This window comes from Nitrincola alkalilacustris, from assembly GCF_008973755.1.
Lineage (GTDB): Bacteria > Pseudomonadota > Gammaproteobacteria > Pseudomonadales > Balneatricaceae > Nitrincola > Nitrincola alkalilacustris.
In genome coordinates this window covers 85,186-103,209 of the sequence record NZ_WBOM01000003.1, presented here as the reverse complement: position 1 = coordinate 103,209, position 18,024 = coordinate 85,186, and the positions used below count along the sequence as shown (strand labels likewise).

Genomic DNA, 18,024 nt, shown 5'->3' with positions numbered 1-18,024 from the left:
CACCAGGACAAGTGTTATTTTTTGATAGGCGTATTTCATTATTGCCCCCTTGATAGACAGAAGCTGTGCCTTACAACTTAATATAGGAGCAGCTAGCGTAAAGTACAGACAAGAGCCTCAAAACTGTCGAATAAAATCCATCAGCAAATGAGACTCCATAGGTCTCGCATACAGATACCCCTGAGCATCATCACAGCCAAGCTTAAGCAGCTCATTCTGCTGCTCCTGAGTTTCCACACCCTCTGCTATCACCTTGATATTCAGTAGATGCCCCATTTTGATAATCAACGCCGCAATGACCTGATCCTCAACCCGGTGAGCAAGACCGCGGACAAATGACTGATCAATTTTCAGACGATCCACTGTCAGCTTCTGAAGATAACTCAGGGAAGAGTAGCCTGTGCCGAAGTCATCTATCGCCACCTGAATCCCGAGTTTTCTCAGTTGGTGAAGAATTTCGCCAACAGACTCAGAGTTTTCCATCATCACGGTTTCAGTGACTTCCAGCTCCAGCATCGCAGGATTGATAGATGTGCGCCTCAATACATCATCCATCATGTTGATGAATTCCACATCAACCAGTTGCCTCATTGACACATTGACTGCGACAACCAGATCAGCGCCGGTTCGATGTGCCCAGATCTGCTGTTGTCGACACGCCTCCTCCATCACCCAGGCCCCGATGGCAAGAACATGACCCGAGGTTTCAGCCGCTGGAATGAACAGCAATGGAGACATCAGATCTCCATTGTGACGACGCCAGCGCACCAGGGCTTCCGCACCGATCACTGCCTTCTTGATAAGTGACACCTGTGGCTGAAAATGGAGCACCAATTGACCCTGAGCCACACAATGACGAAGTTCGCTGGCGATTTCCAACCGCTGCTGTAATGCCCGCTCAAATTCGATATTGAATACACTGAAACCAGCACGCAGGCTACGCTTGGAGTGCTTTAGTGCAATGCTGGCATTTTGCAGCAGTGTTTCAGCATCATTGCCATGATCCGGATACAGAGCGACACCTAGAGTAAGACTGACCGGTACTTCGTAGTTGTCGATCGACAGGCCATGATCAAAAGACTTTTTCAATTTCCTGAGCTGAATCTCGAGTTTACTGAGATTGATATCCGTAAGAATAAAACCAAAAGTATCAGCCGATACTCTTGCCAGCTCACAGCCCTCTCCAAAGAACTGCTCCAGACGCGTCCCTGTCATCACCAGGGTCTGATCACCGACCACTCGCCCCAAGCCATCATTAACAGCCTGAAAATTATCGATATCGGCCATCAGTAGCATGAACGGAACATGGCCTTTGACATAGTTGCCAAGTATCTGAGCAAATGCTGTTCTGTTGGGCAACCCGGTCAGGTGATCAACAAATGCCAGACGCTCTATACGCTCAAACATCCGGGCATTATCAAAGCCTACCGAGATGTTGACTGAGAAGAGTTCCACCAGCTTGACATCCATATCGCTGAGCGGGCGCAGTGTTTCGATACGTACTACCAGCTCATCTCCATGAGGTGAGCGCATGTAGAAAATCACATGATCCTTGTCGATCAGGTTCTCACGTGTGCTGAGTGCATGATTGATCTCCTGCAGCAGTTTCTCATCATTGAGCGCTTCAACCGTGGACCCGACCAGATCCGAATAGCGCCCAAGCCCTGCCAGTACCTTGACCTGATTATCCTGGGCGTCTTCATGACAGCACAGAAAGCCGTTCTCATCGATATTCAACATACTGCATAGCTGCATCAACACACCCTTGGCAAAGGTGTGTACAGCTCGTTCAAGAAACAGTCCAGAGGCACTTTCAATAATCAGATTAAGCCCCTGTCGATTGGTTTCAATGGTCTTGATCTGATGGTAGGAGCGAATCGCCGCAGTCAGGGTGGTGATCAAGCGACTGCGCGTCAGTTCACCTTTGGATTTGTAGTCGTTGATATCATATTTGCGGATCACCTCAAGCTCAGGTGCATAGCCAGGCTGACCGGTGCGCAGAATAATGCGGGTACTGGTTTCCTCGAGTGTTTCACGGATAAAACTGACCAGCTTAAGACCGGCATCATCCGACTCCATCACCACATCAAGCAAAATACAGGCAAACTGAGGATGAGACTGAAGCATTTCGCGTGCTTCATCGGCTGTGTAGGCACTGAAAAATCGGACAGGCCTGTCCAGTATCTGATAATCCTTCAAGGCATAGCGAGTAGCCTCATGCACCCCTATCTCATCATCCACCACCAGAACCGGCCAGAATGATTCATACTGCTCTTCGCTGGGTGAAGATGATACCTCCTCTTCTGTGAACTGAACCAGGTCATTGCTATCAGTAGGGTCTTGGCTCATATATCACCTTTTCGATCTGTCTGATCCGGAGCAGAAGTTGGAATTTCAAGTGTTACGGTCAGCCCCTCACCACTCTTGCTGCTGATCTGAACACTACCACCCAGTACCCCGTTAACAATATTATAGACAAGATGCAGCCCCAACCCGGATCCTCCTTTCCCCAGCTTGGTGGTGTAAAATGGATCAAACGCCTTTTTCAACTGCTCCGGTTCCATCCCAGTGCCATTATCAGACATGGTCAGCCGCACCCTGCCCTCATCCAACCGTTCGGCATCAATGACTATCTCACCCGCCTCGATACCGTCAAACCCATGCAGCAGTGTATTATTGAAGCAGTTAGTCACCACCTGACCAAGAGGCCCGGGAAAGCTGTCACACTGAATCCCGGCGGGAATTTTAACCGTCACTTTGTGAGGTGTGTGCTTGATCCTGGGGCGTAGTGTATACATCACCTCATCCACCACCTCTTTCAGATCAAAGACACGTCTTTGAGAGCTCGTCTGGTCCACCGCAACCTGTTTGAAGTTGGATACCTGCTCAACAGCACGATGAAGATTTCTCTCCAGTATGCCGGTAGCCTCATCAACATTATCCAGATACTGCTCAAGGCTCGATCGCTTTAGTGCTCCACTCTCCAGAGCTGCACGAAACACCCGTGTATTTTCATGCAGAGATGTCGCTACGGTGACGCTATTGCCTACTGGTGTGTTGATCTCATGCGCGATACCCGCCACCAGGCTCCCCAGCGAAGCCAGCTTCTCAGCCTGAATCAGCCCCTCTTGAGCCTGCTTCAGGTTATGCAGGGCTTTCTCAGCCAACTCGCGGGCTGAGTGAGCACTCTGTTCTGATTCGGCCTGGCGCTTAAGGCTTTCATTATACTCGGTGATCAACAGACCCAACTCATCCGTTGTACTCCAGTTAACCGGTTGGCGTTGCCCGGTCCGCTGATAGTGTCTGAGCGAATCAAACACACGATTCAAAGGCCTCAGAATAGTCCAGCGAAAAGCCAGTGCAGTCGTCAGTGCCAAAGCCATGAACAGCATGATGACAAGCCCTGCCAACTGAAGAACTTCCTTGGCAATGGTATGCCATCCATGATCAACATAGGTGTAGAGGTGTACCTTACCTATCTGCAGTTGATTACCCTGATGAGTGTAGTTGACCGGTGCCCAGAACAGCTCTGTCTGACCAATCGCCTCTTCGGAGCAGTCACCGATGCGGATAGGAATACGTGTGCTGCGCTCATACTCCAGCGCAGTACAGATAATCTGCGGATCTTCAAGGACAGATTCCAACAGAGTGACGGAGACAGTATCAGAGAACTGCCATACAGGTTCCGCCAGAAGGTAAGCCACTCGAGAGGCCTGATCCTGTGACACCTGACGGCTCAGGCGCTCGGCATTTTTCAGTTCGTTATAAGCCAGCACTGCCAGAAACACAGATGACACAACAAACAATACAGGTAACACCAGAAAGAGGAAACGGACACTCAGTGATACCTTTACGGGCTCTTGCATGAAGATATTCCGCTGCTGATGAATCAAAAGAGTAAAAACATATCCTTAGGTTCAAAGCTAGACTAATAACCAGAGTAGTCAACACTCATCTTCCAGTGGCACCTCCATGCAGATGAGTCGACCTGTTTAAACTGGGCAGAGACTATTCGTTTCCAGTTAAGAATTCTGTCTGTAGAATACGTCTGTAACATTCACAGGTGAATATGACTTCTCAACCACCGACAACAGGCAGCATTGATGAAATTTCGTTTTCCCGTCATCATCATTGACGAAGATTTTCGCTCCGAAAACATCTCAGGTTCCGGTATCCGTGACCTTGCCCAGGCAATCAGCAGCGAAGGGATGGAGGTTGTCGGCTTTACCAGCTACGGCGACCTGACCTCCTTTGCCCAGCAGGCCAGCCGTGCATCCTGTTTTATTCTGTCGATCGACGATGAAGAGTTCGGCGGTGGCAGTGATGAAGATGTCGGCATAGCCCTGACAGCTGTCCGAAACTTCATTGCAGAAGTACGCAAACGAAATGCCGACATTCCGATTTTTCTATACGGTGAAACACGCACTTCACGTCATATTCCGAACGATATCCTGCGCGAACTGCACGGATTTATTCATATGTTCGAGGATACACCGGAGTTTGTGGCACGCCATATCATCCGCGAAGCACGCAAGTATCTGGACTGCCTGGCACCGCCTTTCTTCCAGGCATTGATGGCCTATGCCAGTGACAGCTCCTACTCCTGGCACTGCCCCGGACACTCCGGCGGCGTGGCATTTCTGAAGAGTCCGGTCGGGCAGATGTTCCACCAGTTTTTTGGTGAAAACCTGCTGCGTGCCGATGTTTGTAATGCCGTGGACGAACTCGGGCAGTTGCTGGATCATACCGGCCCTGTATCCGCCAGCGAAGCCAATGCCGCCCGTATTTTCAATTGTGATCATCTGTTCTTTGTCACCAACGGTACCTCCACCTCCAACAAGATGGTCTGGCATTCAACCGTGGCACCGGGCGATATCGTTATCGTCGACCGTAACTGTCACAAATCGATACTGCACTCCATCATTATGACCGGAGCCGTACCTGTCTTTCTGATGCCGACCCGGAACCATTACGGCATCATAGGACCTATCCCCAAATCCGAGTTCGATCCTGAAACCATCCTTCGCAAGATTGAACAGAACCCCTTTGCCCGCAAGGCAAAGAACAAAAAACCACGTATTCTGACTATCACTCAAAGCACCTACGATGGCGTGCTGTATAACGTGGAAACGATCAAGTCGATGCTTGGGGACAGCATCGATACGCTGCATTTTGATGAAGCCTGGCTACCGCATGCCACCTTCCATCCCTTCTATCACAATATGCATGCGATCGGTGAAAACCGCCCGCGTTCTGAAGATACGCTGGTATTTGCCACCCAGTCTACTCATAAGCTGCTGGCGGGCCTCTCCCAGGCGTCCCAGATTCTGGTGCAGGATGGTACCAAGCGCAAACTGGATACGCACCGCTTCAATGAATCCTACCTGATGCACTCATCCACCAGCCCCCAATATGCCATCATAGCCTCCTGCGATGTCGCTGCGGCGATGATGGAACCTCCCGGTGGCAAGGCACTGGTTGAGGAGTCCATTCTGGAAGCCCTCGACTTCCGCCGCGCCATGCGCAAGGTGGATCTGGAGTTTGGTGAAGGTGACTGGTGGTTCCAGGTCTGGGGGCCGGATGACCTTGTCGAGGAAGGGATCGGTGATCGCGATGACTGGGTGATACACACGGATGATAAATGGCACGGCTTCGGGGAGATCGAATCAGGCTTCAACATGCTCGACCCGATCAAAGCCACCATCATCACACCGGGCCTGAATCTTGAAGGTCAGTTTGATGAGCAGGGTATCCCAGCCGCCATAGTCAGCAAGTATCTGGCAGAGCACGGTATCATCATTGAGAAGACAGGCCTCTACTCCTTCTTCATCATGTTCACGATCGGCATTACCAAGGGCCGCTGGAACTCAATGGTCACCGAGCTGCAGCAGTTCAAGGATGACTATGATCATAACCAGCCGATGTGGCGCGTGATGCCGGAGTTTGCCCGCAAGCATCCTGCCTATGAGCGGATCGGACTGCGTGATCTGTGTAATCAGATTCACAACGTCTACAAAGAGTATGATGTTGCCCGTGTGACTACCGAGATGTATCTGTCTGAGATCGAGCCTGCCATGACACCGGCTGATGCCTGGGCGCGCATGGCGCATCGTGATGTGGAGCGAGTATCAATAGATGAGCTGGAGGGCAGAGTCACAGCCATGCTGGTAACACCCTACCCACCGGGCATACCGCTACTGGTTCCTGGCGAGCGATTCAATAAATCGATCTTGCGCTACCTGGAGTTCGCACGTGATTTCAATGCCATGTTCCCGGGGTTTGAAACCGACGTTCACGGACTGGTGCGTGAAAATGTAGATGGAAAAGACGCCTACTTCGTGGATGTCGTCAAAGACTGATCCTCATCAGCGGCAGGAGTGTTACTCCTGCCGCTCTCTTTACATACAGCTCCCCTGCACATCAGACTCTTGGCTTGACTCTTGACGTACCTACCCAGATATAGTGACGCGATCCCTTGCCGGACTTGTTCGGCCTGACAATTTTCTCTTCCACCTTGAATCCAGCATGGTGCAAACGCGCCTTGAACATCTGATCGGGTCCGGCAGACCACACTGCCAACACACCACCCGGGCGTAAGGCATCATGCGCCGCCTCAAGCCCTGCAATGGTATACAGCCAATTGTTCTCACGGCGAATCATCGCTTCCGGGCCGTTATCGACATCCAGCATGATGGCATCGAACCCATCCTTTTCTGAACGGATCAGCTCTGCCACATCCCCAACATGTACCTTACTGCGCGGGTCCGACAGCGGATGACCCGATGCTTCGCCCATCAGAGTACGATTCCACTCAACCACCTCAGGCACCAGCTCTGCAACGACAACCTCGGCGCTCGGGCCTGCAGATTTCAAAGCAGCCGCCAGGGTAAAGCCCATGCCCAGACCGCCAACCAACACCCTTGGAGTCTGCTTCTCTGCCATACGCTCGCAGGCCAGTTCAGCCAAGGCAATTTCTGACCCATGCACACGCGTGTTCATCAACTCACCCCGACCGGGTATCTTGATGGAAAACTCACCATCATGGGAATAGAGCTTCAGTTCGGTTCGGGTGTCCGGAATCAGGGCTGTGCCCAGCAGGATGGTGGGTTTCATGGAGCCTCAAAAATTTGAATCAGTTGGCAGAAGTACCGGGCGGCAATGCTAACCCGCTCGGCTGGCAAGGTCGAGAAAAATCACTCAGCCGGTCCCACAGACCTGAGCAGAGTACAAATAAATAAAGCGGGCCAAGCCCGCTTTCTAAATGGATAATGCTGATCAACCCGGTGAGATACCGCGAATCTTTTCAGAGCGGCGGCGTAACAGCTCCACCGTTGTCAGCATCGCGATCGACAGCAGCACCAGAATGGTAGCCACCGCCAGTATCGTCGGACTGATCGACTCACGAATACCCGACCACATCTGAATCGGCATGGTTGACTGAGCTGGACCCGAGATGAACAGCACCACCACCACCTCATCGAACGAGGTTGCAAAGGCAAACAACGCTCCCGAAATCACCCCTGGCAATACCAGTGGCAATATCACCTTAAAGAAGGTAGTAGTCGGGTTCGCGCCCATGGATGCAGCCGCCCTGATCAGACTCTGGTCAAAGCCAGTCAAAGTGGCCGTCACCGTAATCACGACAAAGGGTATACCCAGTGCGGTATGCGCCAGTATCACCCCCAGATAGGTCTGTGCAATACCTATGCTGGAGAAGAAAAAGAACATACCTGCACCTGAGATGATCACCGGTACGATCATCGGCGAGATCAGTATCGCCATCACCACCGAGCGATAGGGCATGAAGCGGCTGGACAAGCCCAGTGCCGCAATAGTGCCAAGCACGGTAGCCAGTATCGTCGAGGCTACAGCAATGATGATACTGTTCTTGATCGAGTGCAGCCAGGCAGCTGAGGTGAAGAAGTCCTGATACCACCTCAGTGAAAACCCTTCCGGATCCAGTGTCAGCATCTTCTGGGTAAAGGAGAAGTAAGGCTCGGCATTGAAGCTCAACGGAATAATGATGAACAGTGGCCCGACCAGAAAACAGAAGATCAGACCACAGATTATTCTGAAGGCGTAATACCAGACCCTTTCTGCAGGTGTTGCGTAGGCAGGTACTGCCATAGGTAGTTCCTCCCCTAACCCAGTTTCAGATTATCTGAACCGACGATGCGGTTATAGAGCAGATACAGCATGATAACAGCTCCAAGCAGTATCGAGGCTATCGCAGCAGCCAGTCCCCAGTTCAGTGATACCTGCATATGGTATGCAATGAAGTTGGTGATAAAGCGGCCAGACTCACCACCCACCAGCGCCGGTGTAATGTAATAACCGATCGCCAGTATGAACACCAGTATCGCACCAGCGCCTATTCCCGGCAGTGTTTGCGGGAAATAAACCCGCCTGAAGGCGGTATAGCCCGTTGCACCCATTGAGCGTGCAGCGCGCATATAAGACGGTGAAATACTCTTCATTACTGAATACAAAGGCAGAATCATGAACGGCAGCAGGATATGCGTCATCGCCACTATAGTACCTATCTGGTTATAGATCAGCTGAAGCCTGTTGTTATCGTCCACAACACCTATCGCCACCAGAATATTGTTCAGAACTCCCTGACTCTGCAAAATGGCGATCCAGCTTGTCGTTCGCACCAGCAAAGAGGTCCAGAACGGCAACAGTACCATCATCATCAGCAGATTAGAGGTGCTCAACGGTAGACTGGCCAACAGAAATGCCACAGGATAGCCCAGTATGAAGCACATGAAAGTGATCAGAATGCTCATCCAGAGCGTTTTGATCATCAAATCAACATAGACCCTGCGTGTTTCAGGCTGCCGAACGATTTTACCCTCCTCGTCATAACGCATATCCATTGCAGCAAGGTAATAGCTCAGGGTGTAGCCTGATGACTCACGCTTGATAACCCGCCAGACACCCGTGTCTGCCCAGTTACTGTTGATATCAATCAGTGTCTCTTTCCAGGATTCCGGATTTTCCAGATTGGTTATCCGTCGTGCTGTACCTGTAATGGTTGAGCGCATGCCTGAATACTCATAATTCAGTCGGCTCGCCACCCGGCCCAGATTACGATCTATCTGTCCCTGCTTGAGATCCCCCGCCAATGCAGCAAAGGTCAACTCGTCGGGCAGTCCTTCACCATCCCAGGCCTGAACTGCCATGGCGGTGTTGGGCAGCAGCGTAATCACTTCATTACTTTCGACACTTCGTGTCAGCATGCTGAAGATCGGCATGACGAAAGCAACAAAAAGAAAGATCAGCAGAGGCGATACCAGCAGTAACGCTCTTGCCTTGTTTTTGAACATTGCCCGACGAAGGCTGACCTTCAACGGGCGCCCATCTGCGGCGAGCAGCGGTGCTGTCGCACCGCCGCTGCCGACAACCCCTGATTCGGGATTAGTTTGCGAGCCAGGCATCGAAACGCTCATTCAGTTCATCCTGATAGTCAGCCCAGAATTCATCATCTTTTGGCAGAGCCGTTGCAAAGTTAGGCTCGTAGGTTGGCATATGAGGAGTCATCTCAATTCCAGTTGGAATATGCTGACCAACCAACCCAGCCGCACTCATACGGGCAGGACCATAAGAGATGTAACTCGCCTGAGCAGCGTTACGCTCTGTATCGGTGGAGAAGCGCAGGAAGTCCTTGGCAACATCCATCTTGCCACGTGGCACTACCCAACCATCCAACTCGAATACCTGACCGTCCCAGATGATTTCGAATGGCTGGTTTTCATTTACCTGAGCATCAAAGATACGACCGTTATAGGCTGATGCAAAGGCCACTTCCTTATCTGCGAGCAGCTGTGGTGGCTGTGCACCCTCAGACCACCAGATGGTGTTATCTTTAATGGTATCCAGTTTGGCGAATGCACGCTCCAGACCCGCTTCAGTGGTCAGCATCTCGTAAACTTCATCATGCGGTACGCCATCTGCCAGCAGTGCCCACTCCAGGTTATTGATCGGGCGACGCTGCAGTGAACGCATGCCTGGGTAGTTTTCCAGATCGAAGATATCGGCTATCTTGGATGGCTGCTTATCTGCAGGGAACATCTCGGTGTTGAAGGCAACGATGTTGGAGTAAACGATAGTGGCTACAAAGCACTCATCAAGTGCGCCTGGGACAAAATCCTGGCTCGCAGGCGTTCCATCCGGTGCCGGAGACAGCAGCTCATCATGATCCAGTATTTCGATCAGGCCTTCAGCGCAGGCGATCTTGGCATCAGCTGGCAGCATATCCACCAGATCCCAGGTCACGTTTCCGGCTTCAACCTGTGCACGCAGACCTGCCAGACCTGTCGCAGAACGGTCGATATTGACAATACGCTGTCCGGTTTTTTCAGTCCAGGGCTTGGAGTAAGCCTCTTCCTGACTCATGGTATATGCACCGCCCCAGGATACAACGTTCAAGGGTTGCTGAGCCTGAGCCGCAGATACGACACCCAAAGTGCCGAGCATCACGGCAGCCGTCAAAGCGGATTTACGAAAAGATTTTTTCATGTGTAGCTCCTGCATGTTGTTTTTGTTAAGGCATATGCCTGTGTTTCGATTCACGCATCTAATGCGCGACAGTCACTTACGTTCCATCCAACTGTTATCTTGTCTCCCGCCTTATGACGGCTGACACCGAAAGAGTTAGGGGTTTTTACAATGAAATTATCGTTTCCGGCGACGGAAAAACGGGTTCTGAGGTGATCACCCATATAGATCACCTCGTGCACCACGGCATCCAGAATATTAGGTTGAGTCCCGGGTTCGGGGTTGATCACAACGCGCTCAGGGCGAAGTGACAGGGTGCTTTTCTGCCCCTTACCTGATACGTTAACCGGCAGTGCACGCACCACCTGACCGGTAGGCAGTTTGACCGAGGCCTCCTGCTCGCTCAGCTCCAGTACATCGCCAACAAAAGCGTTGTTTTCACCGATGAAGCTCGCGACAAACGCATTTTCGGGGGCTTCATACAGCGCTTCGGGTGAAGCGAGCTGCTGTACGATGCCGTCATCAAATACGGCGATACGATCCGACATGGTCAGTGCTTCTGACTGATCATGTGTCACATAGATCATGCTGACGCCCAGCTGATCATGGATATGCTTGATCTCGAACTGCATCTCTTCGCGCAGGTTCTTATCAAGCGCACCCAGAGGCTCGTCCATCAATACCAGCTCCGGCTCAAACACCAGTGCACGTGCAACGGCAACACGCTGTTGCTGACCACCGGATAACTGAGCTGGACGACGATCACCGAAGTTGTCCAGGCGAACCATGCTCAGGGCACGTTTCACTTTGGCGGTGACATCAGATTTGTTCATATTGCGGACTTGCAGAGGGAAAGCGAGGTTTTCGGCGACGGTCATGTGAGGAAAGAGGGCGTAGTTCTGAAACACCATCCCAATTCCTCGCTTGTGCGGCGGTAAACGGGTGATGGGTACACCATCGAGCAGTATCTGCCCATGTGTCGGGACTTCAAAACCAGCCATCATCATCAGACAGGTGGTTTTGCCTGAACCAGACGGCCCAAGCAGTGTTATGAACTCCCCCTGATCCATATCCAGGTTGAAATTCTTTACAACCAGAGATTCACCATCGTAGGTTTTTTGCACACTGTCAAAAACCACGAAGGATTTTTTCTTGCCTTTCCGATCCGTATTGGTCGGTGTTTCCATTGGTAGTTCTCCTCCCGACTATTGGGCTGGGCAGATCGACCAAACAAGCCTGAACTGACAAAACAGCTCAGTAGCACAGTCGTAATTATTGTTCTTACAAGAAACATATCTGAATATGATTGATAGTACAACCGGGGTGCTGGCTGCAAACGACACTTTGTATAAAAGTACCGACATTTTGTATAATTTTTATAATTACATGATACTAAAAGGAATTTTTCCATTCCGTTTAATATTAATAATCAGTCACATTTAAAGATGGTTCAGACGGAAGGATTTTGCAACCATAAATGGCAGGAATATGTGTTACGAGTCAACGACAGATTGCATGGGGCATGGGTATCAGGGCCAGTCAAAAACTTGGCCCTGTTAACAAAAGAGAAAACAGAGGACAGGAGAGCCTGGAGCTCCTCACCCCTCCCCTTCAACTCGGTTGCCACCACTTTGCCGGGCAACTGCCAGGTTTTCTTCAATGCGCTTGAGCATATCCGGAGCAGTATCCTCCAGCCCGAGAATTGTGGATACACCAACACTGACGGTACACTTGAGATTGCCTGTCGGGTAGGGCACCTCCAGCTCATGCACCAGGCGTCTGACACGCTCACCAGCCAGCATCGCCTGCTCATGGTTGGTTTCAGACAGAAACAGTGCCAACTGGTCATCCCCGTAGCGTGCCAGGAAATCAGACGTACGTTTCATACGGTGAAGCTCGGTCACAATCTGCCGCAAAAGCTGATCCCCGGCATCCCAGCCAAACTGATCGTTTATGTCACTGAAGTTATCGATGTCGATCAACAGTAGACTGCAGATGCCGTCATAACGAATCGACTGAGCCACATTCTGCTCCAGCACCGGCAACAGAGCTCGGCGGTTATAGGCGCCAGTCAGTGAGTCTCGCTGCGCCTGATGCGTGATCTTACGCTCAAGCTTCTTGCGATCATTCATATTCTTGGATACCCAGACAATCACATTATTGTCTGCTGCCCGCATCCGACCCTTGTACGCAATCGGCTCAGGCATACCAAGCTCGCTGAAATAGGGCATATGCTCCGGACGAAATGCATAGTCCGCATAGACTGTCTCGCCAGATTCAAACGCCTTCTTGCCAAGCTCACTGAAATAACTGGCCATATCCTGAGGCAGGATGTCAGTCAGTTTTTTTTCAACCAATAGACTGGCATCAAGCCATTCCTGGTCGCCGGCACTGGCACCTATCACTCTGTCATCCTTGAGCAACAGAACCATATCGGTGGTCACCGCCAGCAGAGCATCGAACTGATTGAGTAAAGCCTTTTTATTTTCAGACATTTCTTACTCCAAACCGGTTATCAAAATAGTCTGTCTTCAAGCAAATTAAACCATATTGCCAAAAAAGGAAACACATCGCTGGCAATTGCTCCTGCATTGCCAGCATACCGTCCATCCCTGGACATAAGCAAAAAAGCCACCCGAAGGTGGCTGTCATGAATCTGCTGCAAACAGTTTTTTATCAGGCACTCAGTTCCAGCAGCAGTTTGTTTAGGCGTGCCACATAGCTCGCCGGATCATCCAACTGACCACCAGCAGCCAGCTCGGCCTGATCAAACAGTACCAGCGCCAACTCCGAGAAACGGTCTTCGATGCCCTCCTGATCGAGTTTCTGAATCAGCGGATGCTCGGGATTCACCTCAAAAACGGGCTTGCTGTCGGGCACCTTCTGACCCGCCGCTTCCATGATCTTGCGCATCTGCAGCCCCATATCATAGTCACCCAGCACCAGGCACGCAGGCGAATCCGTCAGGCGGTGCGTGACACGCACATTGGATACGCGCCCTTCCAACACCTTGTTGAGTCGCTCAATCAGCCCTTCCAGCTGCTTGCTGGCCTCTTCCTGATGTTTCTTGTCCTCTTCCGACTCGATATCACCCAGGTTCAGTTCACCCTTGGCCACATCCTGGAAAGACTTGCCATCGAAATCAAACAACTGGCTCATCATCCACTCATCGATACGATCGCTGAGCAACAGCACTTCGATCCCTTTCTTGCGGAAAATCTCAAGGTGCGGGCTGTTTTTAGCGGCATTGAAGGAGTCTGCAACCACATAGTAGATCTTATCCTGGCCCTCTTTCATTCGCGCCACATAGTCTTCCAGCGCAACCGTCTGCTCAGGCTTGCCTTCATGTGTGGACGCAAAGCGCAGCAGTTTGAGGACCTTCTCGCGGTTGGCATAATCCTCTGCTGGACCTTCCTTCAAAACCTGGCCAAACTCTTTCCAGAAGTTGTTGTACTTCTCGGTATCGTCCTTAGCCAGTTTACTCAGCATATCCAGAACACGCTTGGTCAAGGCCGAGCGCAGTTTATCGACATTCGGGTCCTTCTGCAGAATCTCACGTGATACGTTCAACGACAGATTGTTGGTGTCTACCACCCCGCGAATGAAACGCAGATACAACGGCAAAAACTGGTCAGCCTGATCCATGATGAATACGCGTTGTACATAGAGCTTCAGGCCGCGCGGTACATCACGGTTCCAGAGATCGTAGGGTGCATTTTCCGGTACATACAGCAGGCTGGTGTACTCGAGATTGCCTTCAACCTTGTTATGCGACCATGCCAGGGAGTCTCTGAAGTCATGCGAGATATGCTTGTAAAAGGCCTGATAGTCTTCATCACTGACATCATTTTTACTGCGCGTCCACAGGGCTGTCGCACTGTTGACGTTCTCATATTCGATCACAGGCTCGGCTTTGGCTTCCTCGCCCTCTTCTTCAACAGGCGTCGCTTCTTTCAGCATCTGCACTGGCACGGCGATATGGTCTGAGTACTTGCGTACCAGTGAACGCAGGCGCCAGCCATCTGCGAATTCGCTTTCAGCCTCTTTCAGATGCAGCACAATGCGGGTACCACGGCTGGATTTCTCGATAGTGGCGATGGAGAACTCACCCTCACCGGCAGAGGACCAGTGCACACCTTCTGTGACAGGCAAACCGGCGCGGCGAGAGTACACATCAACCTTGTCGGCAACGATGAAGGAGGAGTAGAAACCGACACCAAACTGGCCGATCAACTGGCTGTCTTTTGCCTGATCGCCAGTCAGATTGGACATGAATCCGGCCGTACCAGACTTGGCAATAGTTCCCAGATGGTCCACGACCTCCTGGCGACTCATACCGATGCCGTTATCTTCTATCGTGACGGTGCGGGCGTCCTTGTCGAACTCCACACGCACTCTCAGATCACCATCACCTTCATAGAGGTCGGCGTTGGAAAGCGCTTCAAAACGAAGTTTCTCAGCCGCATCTGACGCATTGGAGATCAGCTCACGCAAAAAGATCTCTTTATTGGAATACAGAGAGTGCACCATCAAGTGCAGAAGCTGTTTTACTTCGGTCTGGAAGCCAAGTGTTTCTTTCTGAGTTTCTATGCTCATAGATCTATTACCCAATCAATCACTGCAGTCGTTCTGTTCAAAAAACATACATGCACATGGCATGTACACTGAAAATTCTGCTACGTGCTGAGGATATGGGGTAAGACCCGTGTTTTTTCAAGGGCAATAACTGGGAAGATAAAGCAAGTAGTCCCTTTTCAGAGACCACCCATGGATTTATCGTCTTGACGGCGATCATAAAGCTCTGGGTTCAACTCCGAACTCATCATCAGGGTTTTCAGCGTGGAGGAGGCAAACTCACGGCGATATAGCACAAAAACAATCACCACAGACAGCACCATGAACAACCAGGGGTTGATCATCCAGCTCAGGACCGGAATGCTGAAATAGTAGGAGCGCAATCCAAGATTGAAATTATTGGCTGCCATCGACGACATCTTTGCGATACGTGCGGCATGCGCTTCATTCGCGCGCCGATCAACGCCTTCCTGAGGCATGGGTGCACCACCGATCATCACGGAAACAAAACCGTACTGACGCAGACTCCAGGTGAATTTGAAAAATGCGAACACAAACAGAATTACCATCACCAGCAGCTTCAGCTCAAGCTCCTCCTTGGTCGCAGGATAGGCAAAGGGGATTTCCGCGACCAGTGTAATAGCCTTGTCCATGGCACTGAAAACGGTGATCAGACCAGCCAGCACCAGTATTGTTGTGGAGGCAAAGAAAGATACGCTGCGCTCAAGATTTGCAACAGCAGTGGTATCGGTGATGCGGTTTTCGCGCATCAGCATATGGCGCATCCACTCGGTGCGGTAGAGGTGCAGAATGCTGGCCAGACAGGGGGTGTTATAGCTCTTGGCCCTGGCATAGTTCATATAGCCATTGAAGCAGATCAGAAACCAGGCCAACGCCGTCAGGTTCAGCCAGTTTCCTCCAATAAAAATCAGCAGATCTTCCATTCAGTCTACTCATCATCCGCAAATAAGCTTTTGCAATATAGTAAAACATAAACCCTGTCGAATCACTTCAGGATGAACAACTCAAACAGATACCCGCAGCCCAGTCCGGTGGTGTTGACGCATACTGGATCATGTCATCATTGTGCTGGCCCGGGTGACGCAGCAGCCCCAGCAGCTCATTCACCAGACGATAATCCCCCTGAGTCGCAGCACGTATCGCCTCTTCGGCCATATAGTTACGCAGAACAAACAGCGGATTCATGGCATGCATCTGTTGTCGGCGTATTGGTTGACTGGCAGCTTCCAGAGCGATGCGATCAGCATAGCGATCCAGCCAGGCGCTCAAGGGCTGTTCGGCCGATGTCAGAGACAATGCGGCGGTGCGGCTTTCCGGTTGCGAGGGATGAAACTGTGCCAGAGCTCGCAGCAGACGGTTGAGATCAAGACGCTGATCAGCCATCAATTGCCAGAGATTGACAATCAATTCATCATCACCCGGTTGATGAGTCAGCAATCCCAGGCGGCGACGTTTAATATCCAGCTCGTGGGTCTCAAATCGTGCCTGAAAACTGTCCAGATGCGCTTCCAACTCTTCCCGGGGGACCAGTGGTAACAGCGCCTGCGCCAGACAAGCCAGATTCCACATCACAATCGCTGGCTGACGCTCAAAGGCATAACGCGCGTCATGATCATTACTGTTACTGACCAGAGAAGGCTTGTATTCATCCATGAAGGTATAAGGGCCATAGTCGAAGGTTTCACCCAGAATCGACATGTTATCCGTGTTCAACACACCATGCACAAAACCATAGCTCTGCCACTGTGCCACCAGCCTGGCGGTCCGTTCAATCACCTCATCCAACATGGCGCTGACCGGGTTCTCGGCCTGCCTGCATTCAGGGTAGTAGCGCTCAATACAGTAATCAGCCAACTGAGCCAGCTCATCATGACGGTTACTGTAGTAGAAATACTCAAAGTGCCCGAATCGGATATGCGACCGGGTAACACGAAGCAGCATGGCACAGGGTTCCATGCCCTGACGCATCGTATACTCTTCGCTGCCGATCAGACACAGGGCTCTCGTGGTCGGAATACCGAGCCCATGCATCGCTTCGCTGACCAGATACTCACGAATGCTGGAGCGCAATACCGCACGGCCATCACCAAAGCGGGAAAAGGCGGTGCGCCCTGCCCCTTTAAGATGCAGATCCCAGCGCACACCCTTATGATTCAACACCTCCCCCAATAGCAATCCACGACCATCACCCAACTGCGGGTTATAGACACCGAACTGGTGACCGGTATATTTCATCGCAAGTGGTTCAGTGCCAGGCAGCACTCCCCCACCACCAAAATAATAAGCCAGCTGGTCTGGGTTCACTCGGCAGGGATCAAGATCCAGAAGAGATGCAACCTGAGGATTAAAGCTGATAAGATGGGCGTTTTTCAGCGGCTGAATCTGGGTGCGCTGATACCAGGTTTCAGGCAGCCTGGCATAGCTGTTATCGAAATTAAGCTGCTCCAGAGTGTGATGATGTGAAGCCATATCGTGTATCCATCTTCTGTTGAGTCCTGTCTATACCTTATCATTTTACTCAGGAATTATCATCGTATGATTATCAGGGCTATTTGCACTGTACAGCCACTCACAGTGGCTTCTGGCAGGGAGACAGAAACCGGTGTTTGTTGAACTGCGCGACCTTTTCTGGCTGGCACTGATTCTGTTCATCCTGCTGCAATGGTGGCAGGGATTGAAAATGAAGGAGCTGGCTCTGCGCCATGTTAAACGCTATTGCGCCAGCATGGATCTGCAACTGTTGGATGAGAGTATCGCACTGCGCGGCTTCTGGTTTAAACGTGGTGATGACGGTCGGCTGCACCTCTGGCGCAGCTATCTGTTTGAATTCACCTCCACCGGTGATGAGCGGTATCAGGGCAGAATCATTCTGCTCGGACACCGCGTCACCAGTCTGCAGGTGGACCCTCACCGATTCGAATAACCGGT

At 51.3% G+C, this 18,024-nt stretch carries 13 protein-coding genes; 2 read left to right on the top strand and 11 right to left on the bottom strand.

Features of this window, described 5'->3' with window-relative positions:
• Nucleotides 1-117: 117 nt before the first annotated feature.
• Both F7R27_RS06095 and F7R27_RS06090 read right to left on the bottom strand, forming a co-directional pair.
• The gene (locus F7R27_RS06095) at nucleotides 118-2,349 is read right to left on the bottom strand and encodes a bifunctional diguanylate cyclase/phosphodiesterase (RefSeq protein ID WP_151703346.1); all 2,232 of its coding nucleotides are present in this window, start codon (nucleotides 2,347-2,349) and stop codon (nucleotides 118-120) included.
• Nucleotides 2,346-3,866, bottom strand: coding sequence for a sensor histidine kinase (locus F7R27_RS06090; protein WP_151703345.1), 1,521 nt, complete (start codon nucleotides 3,864-3,866; stop codon nucleotides 2,346-2,348). The genes F7R27_RS06095 and F7R27_RS06090 overlap by 4 nt, the downstream gene beginning before the upstream one ends.
• A gap of 237 nt (nucleotides 3,867-4,103) precedes the next feature.
• Here F7R27_RS06090 and F7R27_RS06085 point away from each other — a divergent pair, with 237 nt between their 5' ends.
• Nucleotides 4,104-6,359: an arginine/lysine/ornithine decarboxylase gene (locus F7R27_RS06085; protein WP_151703344.1), complete on the top strand. Its 2,256-nt coding sequence runs from the start codon at nucleotides 4,104-4,106 to the stop codon at nucleotides 6,357-6,359.
• A gap of 61 nt (nucleotides 6,360-6,420) precedes the next feature.
• Here the strand turns inward: F7R27_RS06085 and F7R27_RS06080 are convergent, their stop codons facing one another.
• The 9 genes from F7R27_RS06080 to F7R27_RS06040 all read right to left on the bottom strand — a co-directional run bounded on the left by F7R27_RS06080 (nucleotide 6,421) and on the right by F7R27_RS06040 (nucleotide 17,565).
• A complete protein-coding gene (locus tag F7R27_RS06080; RefSeq protein WP_151703343.1) occupies nucleotides 6,421-7,113 on the bottom strand; it encodes a spermidine synthase in 693 nt (230 codons plus the stop codon).
• A 162-nt stretch (nucleotides 7,114-7,275) separates the two neighbouring features.
• Nucleotides 7,276-8,127 carry an ABC transporter permease gene (locus F7R27_RS06075; RefSeq protein WP_151703342.1) on the bottom strand — a complete coding sequence of 284 codons (852 nt, stop codon included), beginning with the start codon at nucleotides 8,125-8,127 and terminating at the stop codon, nucleotides 7,276-7,278.
• Between the two features lie 14 nt (nucleotides 8,128-8,141).
• A complete protein-coding gene (locus F7R27_RS06070) occupies nucleotides 8,142-9,452 on the bottom strand; it encodes an ABC transporter permease (RefSeq protein WP_151703341.1) in 1,311 nt (436 codons plus the stop codon).
• Nucleotides 9,421-10,521, bottom strand: a complete 1,101-nt coding sequence (locus tag F7R27_RS06065; protein ID WP_151703340.1) for an extracellular solute-binding protein — start codon at nucleotides 10,519-10,521, stop codon at nucleotides 9,421-9,423. The genes F7R27_RS06070 and F7R27_RS06065 overlap by 32 nt, the downstream gene beginning before the upstream one ends.
• Nucleotides 10,522-10,571: 50 nt before the next feature.
• Nucleotides 10,572-11,687: an ABC transporter ATP-binding protein gene (locus F7R27_RS06060; RefSeq protein ID WP_151703339.1), complete on the bottom strand. Its 1,116-nt coding sequence runs from the start codon at nucleotides 11,685-11,687 to the stop codon at nucleotides 10,572-10,574.
• Between the two features lie 411 nt (nucleotides 11,688-12,098).
• The gene (locus F7R27_RS06055; protein WP_151703338.1) at nucleotides 12,099-12,995 is read right to left on the bottom strand and encodes a GGDEF domain-containing protein; all 897 of its coding nucleotides are present in this window, start codon (nucleotides 12,993-12,995) and stop codon (nucleotides 12,099-12,101) included.
• Between the two features lie 181 nt (nucleotides 12,996-13,176).
• Nucleotides 13,177-15,096, bottom strand: a complete 1,920-nt coding sequence (gene htpG, locus F7R27_RS06050) for a molecular chaperone HtpG (protein WP_151703337.1) — start codon at nucleotides 15,094-15,096, stop codon at nucleotides 13,177-13,179.
• 158 nt (nucleotides 15,097-15,254) lie between these two features.
• The gene (locus F7R27_RS06045) at nucleotides 15,255-16,019 is read right to left on the bottom strand and encodes a DUF599 domain-containing protein (protein WP_151703336.1); all 765 of its coding nucleotides are present in this window, start codon (nucleotides 16,017-16,019) and stop codon (nucleotides 15,255-15,257) included.
• A gap of 67 nt (nucleotides 16,020-16,086) precedes the next feature.
• On the bottom strand, nucleotides 16,087-17,565 hold the full coding sequence (locus F7R27_RS06040) for a protein adenylyltransferase SelO (protein WP_151703335.1): 1,479 nt from the start codon (nucleotides 17,563-17,565) through the stop codon (nucleotides 16,087-16,089).
• Between the two features lie 133 nt (nucleotides 17,566-17,698).
• Between F7R27_RS06040 and F7R27_RS06035 the strand changes: the two genes are divergently transcribed.
• Entirely contained in the window at nucleotides 17,699-18,019 is a 321-nt protein-coding gene (locus F7R27_RS06035; protein WP_151703334.1) for a DUF3301 domain-containing protein, read from the top strand.
• Nucleotides 18,020-18,024: the final 5 nt, after the last annotated feature.

Coding starts and splice junctions, on each gene's coding strand:
- F7R27_RS06065 (WP_151703340.1), bottom strand. CDS start 10,521: ATGAAAAAATCTTTTCGTAAATCCGCTTTGACGGCTGCCGTGATGCTC.
- F7R27_RS06045 (WP_151703336.1), bottom strand. CDS start 16,019: ATGGAAGATCTGCTGATTTTTATTGGAGGAAACTGGCTGAACCTGACG.
- F7R27_RS06070 (WP_151703341.1), bottom strand. CDS start 9,452: ATGAGCGTTTCGATGCCTGGCTCGCAAACTAATCCCGAATCAGGGGTT.
- F7R27_RS06055 (WP_151703338.1), bottom strand. CDS start 12,995: ATGTCTGAAAATAAAAAGGCTTTACTCAATCAGTTCGATGCTCTGCTG.
- F7R27_RS06090 (WP_151703345.1), bottom strand. CDS start 3,866: ATGCAAGAGCCCGTAAAGGTATCACTGAGTGTCCGTTTCCTCTTTCTG.
- F7R27_RS06075 (WP_151703342.1), bottom strand. CDS start 8,127: ATGGCAGTACCTGCCTACGCAACACCTGCAGAAAGGGTCTGGTATTAC.
- F7R27_RS06040 (WP_151703335.1), bottom strand. CDS start 17,565: ATGGCTTCACATCATCACACTCTGGAGCAGCTTAATTTCGATAACAGC.
- F7R27_RS06095 (WP_151703346.1), bottom strand. CDS start 2,349: ATGAGCCAAGACCCTACTGATAGCAATGACCTGGTTCAGTTCACAGAA.
- F7R27_RS06080 (WP_151703343.1), bottom strand. CDS start 7,113: ATGAAACCCACCATCCTGCTGGGCACAGCCCTGATTCCGGACACCCGA.
- F7R27_RS06060 (WP_151703339.1), bottom strand. CDS start 11,687: ATGGAAACACCGACCAATACGGATCGGAAAGGCAAGAAAAAATCCTTC.
- F7R27_RS06085 (WP_151703344.1), top strand. CDS start 4,104: ATGAAATTTCGTTTTCCCGTCATCATCATTGACGAAGATTTTCGCTCC.
- htpG (WP_151703337.1), bottom strand. CDS start 15,096: ATGAGCATAGAAACTCAGAAAGAAACACTTGGCTTCCAGACCGAAGTA.